The sequence below is a fragment of the Mesobacillus subterraneus genome (assembly GCF_020524355.2).
Classification (GTDB): domain Bacteria; phylum Bacillota; class Bacilli; order Bacillales; family Cytobacillaceae; genus Mesobacillus; species Mesobacillus subterraneus_C.
Genome location: NZ_CP129019.1, coordinates 4067001 through 4080607, shown reverse-complemented (window position 1 = coordinate 4080607; position 13607 = coordinate 4067001). Strand labels below are relative to the sequence as shown.

The following is a 13607-nucleotide window of genomic DNA, read 5'->3' as shown; positions in this document are numbered from 1 at the left end:
GATAGATTCATATAAAAACAACCATTAGGAGGAATAAAAAATGACTCAAGATCGCGTAAAGAAGTTGCAGGAAAGCTGGGAAATGGAAAACAGATGGGCAGGAGTGGAAAGAACTTATAGTGCGGAGGATGTCATCAAGCTTCGCGGTTCAATTGATATTGAGTATACATTGGCCCGCCGCGGTGCGGAAAAGCTTTGGAAGCTTGTAAATGAAGAGGATTTTGTCAATGCACTAGGTGCTCTTACAGGTAATCAGGCTGTCCAGCAGGTAAAAGCAGGTCTGAAGGCGATTTATTTGAGCGGCTGGCAGGTAGCAGCGGATGCTAACCTTTCTGGAAACATGTATCCAGACCAGAGCTTGTACCCGGCGAACAGCGTACCGGCTGTCGTTAAACGCATCAACCAGGCACTGCAGCGTGCTGACCAAATCACACATGGCGAAGGCGACGATTCCATCGACTGGTTCGCACCAATTGTGGCAGATGCAGAGGCAGGATTCGGCGGACAGCTGAATGTTTTCGAATTGATGAAGGGCATGATCGAAGCTGGCGCAGCTGGCGTTCACTTTGAGGACCAGCTTTCTTCTGAAAAGAAATGCGGACACCTTGGCGGAAAGGTATTGCTTCCAACACAGACAGCAGTCCGCAACCTGATTGCTGCCCGACTTGCAGCTGACGTCATGGGCACGCCAACTTTGATTGTAGCTCGTACGGATGCGAACGCGGCAGATTTGATCACAAGCGATGTGGATCCATATGATGCTCCGTTCATCACTGGCGATAGAACTCCTGAAGGATTCTTCCGCGTGAAACCAGGTCTTGACCAGGCGATTGCCCGTGGTTTGGCTTACGCCCCATATGCAGATTTGGTTTGGTGTGAAACATCTGAGCCTGATTTGGACGAAGCACGCCGCTTTGCTGAAGCAATCCATGCGAAGTATCCTGGCAAGCTGCTTGCTTACAACTGCTCGCCATCATTCAACTGGAAAAAGAAGCTGGATGATGAAACCATTGCGAAGTTCCAGGTCGAACTTGGCAAGATGGGCTACAAGTTCCAGTTCGTCACACTTGCTGGCTTCCATGCATTGAACCACAGTATGTTTGAGCTAGCTCGCGGCTACAAAGAGCGCGGCATGGCTGCATATTCTGAGCTGCAGCAAGCTGAGTTCGATAGCGAACAATATGGCTACACTGCAACAAGACACCAGCGCGAAGTCGGAACAGGCTACTTTGATGATGTATCAATGGTCATTTCTGGTGGAACTTCCTCAACTACTGCGCTTAAAGGATCAACAGAAGAAGCTCAGTTTACAACTTCTTGATCTTAAGTTACGGGTTTTCTCTCCGCCTGGGCCCTCCAACTCAGGCGAAGGTTTACCATAAGTTTTTGATTTTTCACCTTGCATTCTCCTATTTGTGTCCTTCTCTTCGGTTCGAAGAGGAGGTTTTTTTTGCTCAAAATAGGTTAACCTTAAACTAGCACAGACTTATGGGCGGGAACATACATATTATTAATGAAAGTCATTTTCGTATTGTTCATGACGAACAGAAACTGAAGGAAAAGCGTGATTTGTGTCCGTCATCAAGGTCATGACGGACAGAAACTGAAGGAAAAGCGTGATTTGCGTCCGTCATCAAGGTCATGACGGACAGAAACTGTAGGAAAAGCGTTAATTGTGTCCGTCATCAAGGTCATGACGGACAGAAATTGAGGGAAAAGCGTGATTTGCGTCCGTCATCAAGGTCATGACGGACAGAAATTGAGGGAAAAGCGTGATTTGTGTCCGTCATCAAGGTCATGACGGACAGAAACTGAAGGAAAAGCGTGATTTGCGTCCGTCATCAAGGTCATGACGGACAGAAACTGAAGGAAAAGCGTGATTTGCGTCCGTCATCAAGGTCATGACGGACAGAAACTGAGGGAAAAGCGTGAATTGTGTCCGTCATCAAGGTCATGACGGACAGAAACTGGAAGAAGAGCGTGAATTGTGTCCGTCATCAAGGTCATGACGGACAGAAATTAGTGGGAAAGCGGAGTTTGTGTCCGTCATGGAGGCATAAGCAGAGACTTAGCTCAAAAGGAATTGGAAGGGTAAAATTGAAGTAGTTAGTACTAGGATAAAAATTGCTGCGATATGTTGGAGGTGGATCGGTTGAGCAAAAGCAATGTGGATGATTACTTACAGCAGGGAATTCATGGGGCAAAGCAGACCAAACCTGATGAAAGAAGGAGATTCCTTACAACAATAAGGGAGCGGGTCGTCATCGCACTTACCCAGGGGGAGGTAATGAGAAAGGGCGTTGAACCTGAGGTCGAGCAGCTTATGGATGAAAACAGAGAAGCCCATCTCTTTTTAAATGGCAATATAGCATATCCATATTTATCTGAATACATCAAAGCGGCGGAAAAACGGGGCATCGAGTTTACGATCGTCACCAATAAGGATTATGATTCTGAACTTGGGCTTGTTTTAGCCCATCACCATGCGATTGATAAAGAGGAGATTTATCTTGGTAAAAAGAAACCTGTGATCCAAACAGCACATGCCAAAAAGAAAAAGGGTTTCCTTTCTGGCTTTGGGAAGCTATTTGGGAAATAGAGACGGGAAGCAGCCTTTTAGGTTGCCTCTTTTTTTTGCCTCCATTTCAATAACTTTTAAAAAAAGCCCAAATTTTATAAAGTTGGTTGAAAAACGACATCAGTGTCGTTATAATAAGATTAAGAAAAACGACACTGTTGTCGTTTTAAAAATGGAGGGATGAGGATGAATGGTCTTTTAAAAAATAAAGGGTTTATTACCTTAATGCTAGCGCAGTTAATATCAAGTGTTGGTGACTGGTTGAGCGTCATTGCGATCATAACGATGGTTGGATTGAAGTGGGAGGCATCTCCAATGGAGGTGTCCATGATTATCCTTTGTTTGGCGGTGCCAATGGCTCTGCTTGGACCTTTTACCGGAACGATTGCTGACAGGTTTAATAGAAAAGCATTAATGATTGTTTCAGACTTAGTGAGAGCAGGACTTATTCTGATTCTTGCTTTTGCCAATTCTTTATGGACTGTTTACATTTGCCTGTTCATGATCTCGGAATGCTTTCAGCTATATTTGTCCCGGCAAAGAACGGTAAGCTTAAGGAGATAATAGATCAGGAAAATATGAAAAGCGCAATGTCCATTACCTCGATGATTGATTCAGGAACGAAGGTGCTCGGGCCATTGTTGAGCGGAATGTTAGTCTCAGCTTTTGGCACCCAGCTGGTGTTCTTTATCGACTCTGGTACTTTTGTCCTCTCAGCCCTTCTGCTTCTTGCATTGCCAAAGGCAGTGATGCCAATAAAGGACGATTCGGAGGAACCGAAGGAAGCTTCGTTTAAAGAGGATTTCTTGGAAGGCATCAGGTTCATTAAAGGAAATCGTTTTTTAATCGTGGGGGTTTTGGTGTTAGGGGTAAGCTTGTTGATTTTACAGCTTTCAGACTCCCAAATCATCGTATTGCTTAGGGAACTGCCGAATGTTTCACCGGACCTCTTTGGTTATATTGTTACAGCTTCAGGACTTGGAATGTTCTTTACAGGAATGCTGTTGGCTAAGAAAACAGATTACAATGCCCTGATTTTGATGTTCATTGGAGTTTGTGGGATTGGTCTCAGTTTTAGTATGATGGCTGTATTGACAGTATTTGATTTAGAGTTGCCAATGCTATGGGGACCTCTTCTTGGATTGTTTGGCGGTTTTTCTGTCGGATTGGTGTTCATTCCTTTTCAGGCAGCAGTCCAAACCGACACTCCTGTTCACATGACAGGCAGAGTATTCGGTGTTTTGAACAGCGTAACGACTACTGCGACGATCATCGGGCCATTGGCCGGAGGATTGCTTGCCACAGTACTTGGAGTCATCCCGACATTCATCATCACTGGATTATTGTTGGTTGCGGTCTCGATAGTTGGTTTGATTTTTAAAAGTAAAATAGAACGGGGGGAGAGTAAATGTCTCCGAAAGTCAGTCAGGAACACATGGAGCAGCGTCGAGCTGAAATTTTGAAGGCGGCAGAGGAAGTCTTCATTGAATATGGATATGAGCGGGCCACGATGAAGCATATAATGGACGCTGCGAATGTCAGCAGAGGCGGATTGTATCAATATTTTGCAAGTAAAGAAGCTGTGTTCGAAGCGATTATGGGAGAATTATTAGCCGGCGAATTGGATGATGCGTTGGATATGGTTAAAGAAAATGCAACTTCTTATTGGGATATGCTCATGAAAACCATCTTTGGCGAGGATGGGAAGCCAGATGATGAAATGGATCCTTTGGCGCCGGCAAAACTGGAGTATTTTATAATAGGAAGAAATGATGAACACAGGAGAGCATATGGAAAAACCCGATACAATAATGGCTTGAAATTATATGCACAAATTATTGAACATGGACAAAGAAGCGCTGAATTCAGCACAAGGTTTGATCATGAAATCATTGCCCGTTCGATCATTGCGTTCATAGACGGCATGGCAGTAGAGGATGCCATGTTATCGAAGGAAGATTTGAAGATAAAAGAGCAATCCACTCTATTTGTGGAATATTTAAAAATGGCACTGGGAATCAGTGAGCATTCTTCGGCAGGTAATATTAAATAAGTTTTCACTTAGGATTCGCCAGCAAAGTGAAAGGGGTGGAGCTGAATTCCATCCCTTATTGCAGTTGTTTGTCCAATAATCGCATAAACCTTTCCCGGGCATTTAAATCGCGAATCATTTTGTTTACACGGAGGGAGCTTTGCAGATACGCTCTTACATTGCGGTTCACAAAAAATAAACGGCGGTACTTTTCATCATTGTAAATCCCTCTAAACCAGTCATGTTGATTCAACCGGTCTATATTCCGGTCAATTTTTTGTGTATTCAAGGAATGACTGTACCCTAAACTGGAAAATAAGTCACCGATGAAATAGAAAATGAAATGAAGAATACGAATCTCCCCTTATTGCTTTACAGTTTCGTAAAACTTATATCGTTACTTACATATTAACAATATTCCACAAACATGTATTCTTTCCTGCGATCACTAACCTCTCATGTTAAAATAGTACAAACAGCAAGGCTTGTATTGCTTTAACGTGGAAAACTTTGCTATGATCAGTATTATTATTGTCTGACGATTTACGATGGAGGTGCTTTTATGTCAAGGATTTCTGAGGAGCAGGTGAAGCATGTCGCACACCTGGCAAGATTGGCGATTACAGAAAAGGAAGCGCAAATGCTGACGGACCAGCTGGATAAAATCATTACATATGCTGAGCAGTTGAATGAGCTGAATACGGATAATGTTGAACCAACTGCACATGTGCTTGAAATAAAGAATGTCATGCGTGAGGACCGTGCAAAAGAGGGCCTTCCGCGTGAAGAGGTTTTGAAGAATGCGCCTGAGCACCAGGATGGACAGATCAAAGTGCCAGGAATTATGGAGTAGGAGGACCGGCGATGAGTTTATTTGAACACAAGATTTCGGAGCTTCATGAGCTTATACATAAAAGAGATCTAAGCGTTTCCGACCTGGTCGATGAATCGTTCAAGCGGATTGGCGAGGTCGAAGGCAAGGTCCAGGCGTTTTTAACATTGGATGAAGAAAACGCAAGGGCAGCGGCGAAGGCATTGGACGACAAGGTGATCCAGAACAAGCCAACGAGCAAGTTATACGGACTGCCGATTGGCATCAAGGACAATATCGTTACAAAGGGCCTGCGTACGACGGCGGCGAGCAAGATTCTCGAAAACTTTGATCCTATATACGATGCGACGGTAACACAGAAGCTGAAGCAGGCAGAAACGGTGACGATCGGTAAGCTGAATATGGACGAGTTCGCAATGGGATCCTCAAACGAAAACTCTGGTTTTAAAAAGACCCTTAATCCCTGGAATCTTGACCGGGTACCTGGTGGTTCATCTGGGGGTTCGGCTGCATCGGTTGCCGCAGGTGAAGTGCTGTTCTCACTTGGCTCAGATACAGGAGGTTCGATCCGCCAGCCGGCTTCTTTCTGTGGTGTGGTAGGTATGAAGCCAACTTACGGACTGGTTTCCCGCTTTGGATTGATCGCATTTGCGTCTTCTTTGGACCAAATTGGACCAATCACACGAAATGTAGAAGACAATGCTTTTCTGTTAAAAGCGATCGCGGGACACGATGAAATGGATTCGACTTCCGCCAAAGTGGACATCCCTGACTATATCGCTTCTTTGACTGGTGATATAAAAGGGTTAAGAATCGCTGTGCCTAAGGAGTATCTTGGCGAAGGTGTAAACGAAGAAGTGCGCAAATCAGTAAGGGACGCGCTTATTATCCTCGAGCGTATGGGAGCGACTTGGGAAGAGGTTTCCCTGCCACACTCGAAGTATGCCCTGGCGACCTATTACTTGCTGTCATCTTCTGAAGCATCTGCGAACCTGGCGCGCTTTGATGGTGTTCGCTATGGTTACCGTTCACCGAACGCGGAGAATCTGCTCGATATGTACAAGATGACGCGTGAGGAAGGCTTCGGTGAGGAAGTTAAGCGCCGGATCATGCTTGGTACGTTCGCGCTGAGCTCTGGTTATTATGATGCTTATTATAAAAAAGCACAGAAGGTCCGCACGCTGATCAAGCAGGACTTTGAGAAAGTATTCGAGCAATATGATGTCATTATTGGTCCTACTGCACCTACGCCGGCATTCAAACTTGGCGAGAACACAAGAGACCCGATGACAATGTATGCGAATGATATTCTGACGATCCCGGTCAACCTTGCAGGCGTGCCAGCCATCTCGGTTCCGTGCGGCTTTGACAAAGGTCTGCCGCTTGGCCTGCAAATCATCGGACGTCATTTCGATGAAAGTACTGTATATAAAGTTGCCCATGCATTCGAGCAGGCAACAGATTTCCATAAACAAAAACCTGAGCTTTAAAGGGGTGAAAATGATGAAGTTTGAAACGGTAATTGGCCTTGAGGTCCATGTTGAATTAAAAACAGAATCAAAAATCTTTTCGGCGAGTCCGAACCATTTTGGTGCCGAGCCGAATACGAATACAAGCGTAATCGACCTTGGATATCCTGGAGTACTGCCGGTCGTGAATAAAAAAGCGGTTGAGTACGCTATGAAAGCCGCTATGGCTTTGAACTGCGAAGTCGCAGAACATACGAAATTCGACCGCAAGAACTATTTTTACCCGGACAACCCGAAGACGCCTACCAGATTTCCCAGTTCGATAAGCCGATCGGTGAGAATGGTTGGATCGAAATCGAGGTTAATGGCTATAAAAAGAAAATCGGTATTACCCGTATCCATATGGAAGAGGATGCCGGCAAGCTGACACACGGCACTGGCTATTCGTTGGTGGACTACAATCGCCAGGGAACACCGCTTGTTGAGATCGTATCGGAGCCCGATATACGCACTCCGGATGAGGCATATGCGTATCTTGAGAAGTTAAAGTCAATCATCCAATACACGGGGGTATCGGATTGTAAAATGGAAGAGGGTTCACTCCGCTGTGATGCAAACATCTCGATCAGGCCGGTCGGGCAAAAGGAATTCGGCACGAAAACGGAGCTTAAGAACCTGAACTCGTTTAACTTTGTCCGCAGAGGGCTTGAACATGAAGAAAAGCGTCAGGAAGAGGAAATCCTTGCTGGGCGTGAAATCCAGCAGGAGACACGGCGATTTGATGAAGCGACGAACACCACGATCCTGATGCGCGTAAAAGAAGGCTCAGATGACTATCGTTATTTCCCTGAGCCCGATCTTCCGGATCTTTATATTGATGAAGAGTGGAAGGCAAGGGTTCGTGCGGAAATCCCTGAACTGCCAGACGAGCGGAAAAAGCGATATGTCGAGGAGATGGGACTGCCGGCTTATGATGCAGAAGTTTTAACGGTATCAAAAGAAATGGCTGATTTCTTTGAATCTGCCGTTAAAGCAGGAGCCGATCCAAAGCAGGCATCCAACTGGCTGATGGGCGAATTCTCAGCCTACTTGAAATCAGAATCAAAAGAGCTGCATGAAACAGCACTGACTCCTGAAGGGCTTGCTGGCTTGATCAAGTTGATCGAGAACGGCACGATTTCCTCCAAAATCGCGAAGCAGGTATTCAAGGAATTGATCGAAAACGGCGGCGACCCAGAGAAAATCGTCAAAGAGAAGGGGCTTGTCCAAATCTCCGACGAAGGCGAGCTGCTCAAGATCATCACTGAAATCATCGATGCGAACCCACAATCTGTAGAAGATTTCAAAGGTGGCAAGGACAAAGCCAAAGGCTTCCTTGTCAGCCAAATCATGAAAGCAACAAAAGGTCAGGCAAACCCGCCATTAGTCAACAAATTGCTTGTTGAAGAATTGAATAAGAGATAATAGCGAAAGCTGGCGATTTATTCGCCAGCTTTTTTGTCGATATTTCCCGGGAAAGGGGGAAAGTCGGGTTAAAAATAGTTCTTTAAATACATATTCTTACAAACGTGCTGGTGCTATTATTAGCTTAAGAACACAAAAGGGGGCTGGCCTCTATTTTACTTAGAGATATTGATTTGGATTTACCTTATATAAAAAAAGACGAAGATATCAAAAGGGTAATGGCCAGGCATTCTCTTACTGAGACCGAAGCGTTACGCTTTGATTATGAAGAAGGTTGGAAGAGAAAAAGAATGCTGTTTCGAGACCAGGTTAGGTGCATAGCCGGTTTGTACACTTTTTTACTAGGTCGCTTTCCGAATGACAGGTCAAAGAAAATTATGATCAATTGTGTGGAATTTCCAGGAGATGGAGTGCAGACCACCACAGATGGTTTCACTGAGGTTTCGGTAAAGTTGGACGTAGATTCATATTTTTCTCTATCCGATTTTGATAAAAAAACACTTATTCTAAATAAAATCGATGAGGGAATCGTTAAAGTTGCGAATGAGTATTCATGGGAACATGATGTCTTCAACCGGATCACAGCTGAAATAAAAGAGCGAAACTATGTAAATGAGTATACTTGGGCACAAAGATCCTCACCTGACAGAAAGTATATGGCAGAGATGTTTTGTACGCATGACATAGACTATTTTAGTGCAACGCTGAACATCAGGGACAAGAAATCAGGTGAATTGATAAAAAGCAAAAAAGTCCTCCAGGAGAGGCCGCATGAACTGATTTTCAATCAATATTTAGGTGATTTAAAATGGGTTACTGATAGAACAATAACAATGACTTACCAGGCCAGGAAAACAAAGTGGCTGATTGAAAAAATATAAAGGTTGTGCAAAATGGTCAAATTTTTAAAGGAAGGCAATGTAAGAATACGGATTGATGACGACGGCGAAGTATCAGTGAAAATTAATGTGGACAATATCACGGAATCAATAGCCTATATTCAAGAACATCAGATAAATAATGTCGATATTTCTTATGAGCTGGCTCAAGTAGATTTTTTAAGTGAATGCCCTGACATTGAGTTGGTTTCCCTTGGGGGTGAAGACTTAAAAGATGTTTCAGGACTTTACCATTTAAAAAAACTAAAGTCACTGTCAATTAATGAAACGAGACCATCTCTGGAGATTGATTTTGAAAGGATTCCTTCGCTTGAAGTGCTTTATGGGCAGCTTCCACCCAAAGCAAAGGAATTAGGGACTCTTGAGAACTTAAAAGAAATGGTGCTCTGGAGCTACAAGCCTATAACTAAGAATCTTGAACAATTTTCAGGACTTAAGAACCTGGAATTCCTGGAGCTGATCCAGTCTAATATCATCTCATTAAAAGGGGTAGAAGGATTGGGGATTTTGGGAAAGCTCGGTCTTTACTATTTAAGATCCTTTAATGATTTGAAGGATATTAAAGATCTATCAAAAAGCTTGAGAGTTCTAGAAATAGAGAACTGTAAAAAAATCGGTGATTTCACCCCAATTGCAGAGTTAAAGAATTTAGAGAAGTTAAGTATGATGGATTGTGGGGAAATACCTTCGATTCAGTTTGTCAGTCAATTGCCTGGATTAAAAATGCTTGCTTTTGGGGGAACTACTGTCCTTGATGGGGATTTAAATCCTTGTGAAGGTATTGAGCATGTTTATTTTACACAGAAAAAACATTACACCCATCGGCTAGAGGAATACACAGCTGTAAAGAAAAAGGACACTGAAATTTTGGCAGCCTCACAGATAAATGAGAAATTGCCAACCGTTTTATGGAGAGAACGAATGGTGGCAGGCGATGATATGTTCACCGAGGAAGCTCTGGCAGCTTCGGAAAAAGCACTTCAGACGTATGTCTCTTCTCTTAAATCTTTGAAGATCCCGACGGAAAAGTCCATCCTGAAGAAAGTAAAAGAAGTCGTAAACGAGTTTAATAGACTCAATGAAGAATACAATTATTTTATAGAAACACTGGAGCGCGAAGAATTATGGGAGTTTATTGATGAGAAAGCACGAGAAGCTGGTCTTGATGCGGATGAGGACATCACTGAAGAGTGGAGAGAGTGGTAAAGGTCATAATGCGAAAAGGAGGCGTAAATGTATAGTTTAACATCTGATGGCCGTGTACAAATTAATGGGAGTTTAACTACAGATGAAATCACGGAGTTAATAAAAAATAAAAAATTACAAGTTATCCAGTTTTCTAGTGATATTGAACCTGAAACTTTCACGAAATTGAACGAGACCCTGTTCTCAAACCGGAGCGACGTAATTCTCCGTGTCTATGGGTATTACCAGACTGTTTGTGATTTAAGCTTTCTTCATCTTCTTCCGAATTTAAGGCGCCTATATGTTGAGTGTCATGACAGGGTAGAAAATGTAGAAACGCTCGCATCTTTAAAGAATTTGGCAGAACTTAACCTCAGTATATTCAGTCTGGAATCCTTTGAAGTCTTATCTTTGGTCCCAGATGGATTGCAGAAGTTGATACTTGGCCAAACAAAGTCAAAAAAACAAAGTCTATCTGCGATAGAAAGGTTCAAGGACCTTGAAGAACTCTTGATTGTAGGGCACACAAAAGATATTGAGATTGTCGGGAAGTTAATGAATATTGAAAAAATCACCTTAACGTCCATAACAACCAGTGACCTGGAATTCTTGAAGCCGTTAAAAAAACTGTCGCATCTTTCAATTAATTTTGGCGGGATTAAAACTTTTAATGCTATTGCAGGTATGGACGGATTAAAATATCTGGAGCTATTCCAAATCAGGGGGTTAAGTGATATATCATTTATATCATCATTAACTGGACTTCAATACGTAACGATTGAAAATCTGCCAAATGTTAAAATATTTCCGTCCCTGGTTGATTTACATAAACTGCGGAAGCTTGCTTTAAATAACTTGAAGGGGTTGAAAGAGCTTAATAGTCTAGAGTACGCTCCAGCCCTTGAGGTTTTTACACACTGGTCAGCAATGAATATGAGTGTGGAAGATTATTTGCCTGCATTAAGAAATCCTTCTCTGAAAAGGATATCAGTTGGGTTTGGCAGTGATAAGAGAAATAAGCAGTTTGAAGAACTGGCAAAGAAGTATGGCAAGACAGATAAAGGAGTTTTGGATACCTTTGTTTTTGAATAAATAATTTAAAGGTGAGAGTCCATGGAACTGAAAGAAATTATGCTGTCTGATATGATCAACAGGCCAAACAAGGGCGAGATAGGTTTTAACCATCAAACGAGAATCTTTCAATTATTGATGAGCAGATATTTAAAAGGGATTGAGACCAAAGAAGACAGGTATTTAAGTATTTACTGCGTTGATAAAGTAAAAGAAATTGAAATTGATGACTATACAATTGAAAATGGGCGGACTGTGAAGATCCCTTATAATCCGATTGAGTTTTTGAAGCTTGATACCGTTGAAGAGAAATATGAGGAATATGTAAGAATCTTCAACGATTATATTGACCCGGTTTTTCGGGAAATGGACTGGGATTACTCTCCTGTCATTCATGCGCTTGAAAAGGTTAAAGAACATAATTACCAGGCACAGTTTATATTAAAAAACACGCCTAAAAAGAGCCCGGATAAAAGGCATACAGCATTAGTACTTGGGATACACAGTGTGAACTCTTTTCAGCTCATTGCCAGGATATATGATGATAAAGACGGCCTGATGATAAAAGAGAAGGTACTGGCGGAAGAGGTTCCGAATGAAATGGTCTATGCCAGGTTTTTAGGAAAAGCAGCCTGGAAAGATCATCAAACCTTCGAGGTTCGTTCGATATCCAGCCAGTGGGCAGGTACAATAACAGTTGATTAAACTCCAGGAGTTGTAGCCATGTATGATGAATTTCTGCAAAAGATAGACAAGCTTTATCAAGATGACCGGAAAAAACTTAGGACTGGTACAATCCTATATGGAAATCTGTACGAAGACCGCTGGCAAACTAACATCCAAAAACCTTTGAACCTCGAAGAGTTAAATTCACTCGAAGTGGAAATAGGCAATCTGCCAGAAGACTTTAGAGAATTCCTGTTAACGTCTAATGGCTGCTACTTGTTTGATAGATTGAGGGTCGCAGGCAAACAGGACGGTTATAAAGGGATGACCATCGAGGAGCAGATTCATCAGCCAATTTCATTTCGAAATATCCCACCTTATTCACGCGATAGAAAACGCCTGGATGGCTTATTTGTGTTTGCGGATTCGATGGCCACCGGAACATTCTTTGTCTATAACGGAGAAGGCCAAATCCTTCAAATGGATATGAGGAGTTTTAAGCCAATTGATACTTATCCAAATTTGATGGAATTACTGGAAGAAGTGTTCAAGGAAGGCGAGAGATTGGTTTTGAATAAGGACTATCTTGATTTTGATTAAGAGAGCATAAAGGCCCTGGCAAAAGAGCCTTTTATGTCAATCCAGACCATCATCCATTATGATGTTAAAGAGTGCTTCCTTATCCAATACTGAAATGGCAAGATGCGTATTAGTAAAGATCATATAGACTGGTGTTACGTTTGTCGTCAGTTCAGGATAACGCTCTTTTAGACTATTAATATCATCAGATATGTGGAAGGAATCAAGCTTAGCCTTTACTTCGTCGGGAATGTCATACTTTTCTGACTCTCCACGTGGAACAATGGTCAGTACAGAAAGTTTCTCAGGATTCTTCGATAGGAAATCATAGAAATCAGGCAGGTCTTCTATCGATAAGTTGACGAAATAGGTGCTGAAAGAGTTGAATTCCTCATCCCAGCCTGCTGTGATCTGGAAGAGTATGTTCTGGACAGTCTGGCTTTTTGGTATCAGTATTGTATCGCTTTGCGCTGATAGTTTATCAGCACCAGGAACAGAATTGACCTGGTTAATCATGATTTGTTTTGGTTTTTTGTCTGCGGGGAAGGTTACAGTTAACTCCTGTCTTTCCTTGGTCTTGGATGGAATCGTTCCTGCCATCAGCTTAATTGGTTCTTCAGAAGTTTGCCTGGTTCCATGCCAATTGTATTCTCCTGTTACGACAGAAATTTTCTCACCTTCAATCGTTACAACTGGCAAGGGTGGCTTTTCTTCCTTATATAATTTATACCGATCCATGGCAATGAGCACGCTTAAAAACAGTACTGCAGATGTTCCGTAGATTAATAGCTTCTTCTTCATAACTTTTCCCCTCAGAGTTTTGTAATTCTTA

13 protein-coding genes and 1 pseudogene are annotated in these 13607 nt (G+C 42.6%); 13 read left to right on the top strand and 1 reads right to left on the bottom strand.

Annotated elements, in window-relative coordinates; all coding sequences use genetic code 11:
- Positions 1-40: 40 nt before the first annotated feature.
- The 13 genes and pseudogenes from aceA to LC048_RS21245 all read left to right on the top strand — a co-directional run bounded on the left by aceA (position 41) and on the right by LC048_RS21245 (position 12796).
- Complete coding sequence (aceA, locus tag LC048_RS21305; RefSeq protein ID WP_226605272.1) at positions 41-1321, top strand: isocitrate lyase; 1281 nt, start codon at positions 41-43, stop codon at positions 1319-1321.
- 822 nt (positions 1322-2143) lie between these two features.
- Positions 2144-2599: a YueI family protein gene (locus LC048_RS21300; protein ID WP_371932081.1), complete on the top strand. Its 456-nt coding sequence runs from the start codon at positions 2144-2146 to the stop codon at positions 2597-2599.
- 165 nt (positions 2600-2764) lie between these two features.
- Complete coding sequence (locus LC048_RS21295) at positions 2765-3142, top strand: MFS transporter (RefSeq protein WP_306048745.1); 378 nt, start codon at positions 2765-2767, stop codon at positions 3140-3142.
- Positions 3055-4041 (top strand): MFS transporter, encoded by a 987-nt coding sequence (locus tag LC048_RS21290; RefSeq protein WP_371931945.1) that lies wholly within the window; start codon positions 3055-3057, stop codon positions 4039-4041. The genes LC048_RS21295 and LC048_RS21290 overlap by 88 nt, the downstream gene beginning before the upstream one ends.
- The gene (locus LC048_RS21285) at positions 3987-4631 is read left to right on the top strand and encodes a TetR/AcrR family transcriptional regulator (RefSeq protein ID WP_226605279.1); all 645 of its coding nucleotides are present in this window, start codon (positions 3987-3989) and stop codon (positions 4629-4631) included. Before LC048_RS21290 ends, LC048_RS21285 begins: the two co-directional genes overlap by 55 nt.
- Positions 4632-5172: 541 nt before the next feature.
- Positions 5173-5463, top strand: coding sequence for an Asp-tRNA(Asn)/Glu-tRNA(Gln) amidotransferase subunit GatC (gene gatC / locus LC048_RS21280; protein WP_102260954.1), 291 nt, complete (start codon positions 5173-5175; stop codon positions 5461-5463).
- Between the two features lie 11 nt (positions 5464-5474).
- A complete protein-coding gene (gatA, locus tag LC048_RS21275) occupies positions 5475-6932 on the top strand; it encodes an Asp-tRNA(Asn)/Glu-tRNA(Gln) amidotransferase subunit GatA (RefSeq protein ID WP_226605287.1) in 1458 nt (485 codons plus the stop codon).
- A 13-nt stretch (positions 6933-6945) separates the two neighbouring features.
- Positions 6946-8375 (top strand): annotated as a pseudogene (gatB, locus tag LC048_RS21270) (Asp-tRNA(Asn)/Glu-tRNA(Gln) amidotransferase subunit GatB).
- Between the two features lie 410 nt (positions 8376-8785).
- On the top strand, positions 8786-9256 hold the full coding sequence (locus LC048_RS21265) for a hypothetical protein (protein ID WP_226605291.1): 471 nt from the start codon (positions 8786-8788) through the stop codon (positions 9254-9256).
- A gap of 939 nt (positions 9257-10195) precedes the next feature.
- Positions 10196-10480, top strand: coding sequence for a hypothetical protein (locus LC048_RS25195; protein ID WP_371932080.1), 285 nt, complete (start codon positions 10196-10198; stop codon positions 10478-10480).
- 27 nt (positions 10481-10507) lie between these two features.
- Positions 10508-11551, top strand: coding sequence for a leucine-rich repeat domain-containing protein (locus LC048_RS21255; RefSeq protein WP_226605296.1), 1044 nt, complete (start codon positions 10508-10510; stop codon positions 11549-11551).
- A 21-nt stretch (positions 11552-11572) separates the two neighbouring features.
- Entirely contained in the window at positions 11573-12235 is a 663-nt protein-coding gene (locus LC048_RS21250) for a hypothetical protein (protein WP_306048739.1), read from the top strand.
- 18 nt (positions 12236-12253) lie between these two features.
- Entirely contained in the window at positions 12254-12796 is a 543-nt protein-coding gene (locus LC048_RS21245; protein WP_226605300.1) for an SMI1/KNR4 family protein, read from the top strand.
- A gap of 36 nt (positions 12797-12832) precedes the next feature.
- On the opposite strand, the gene LC048_RS21240 is transcribed toward LC048_RS21245, so the two are convergent.
- The gene (locus LC048_RS21240; protein WP_306048737.1) at positions 12833-13576 is read right to left on the bottom strand and encodes a hypothetical protein; all 744 of its coding nucleotides are present in this window, start codon (positions 13574-13576) and stop codon (positions 12833-12835) included.
- Positions 13577-13607 lie beyond the last annotated feature (31 nt).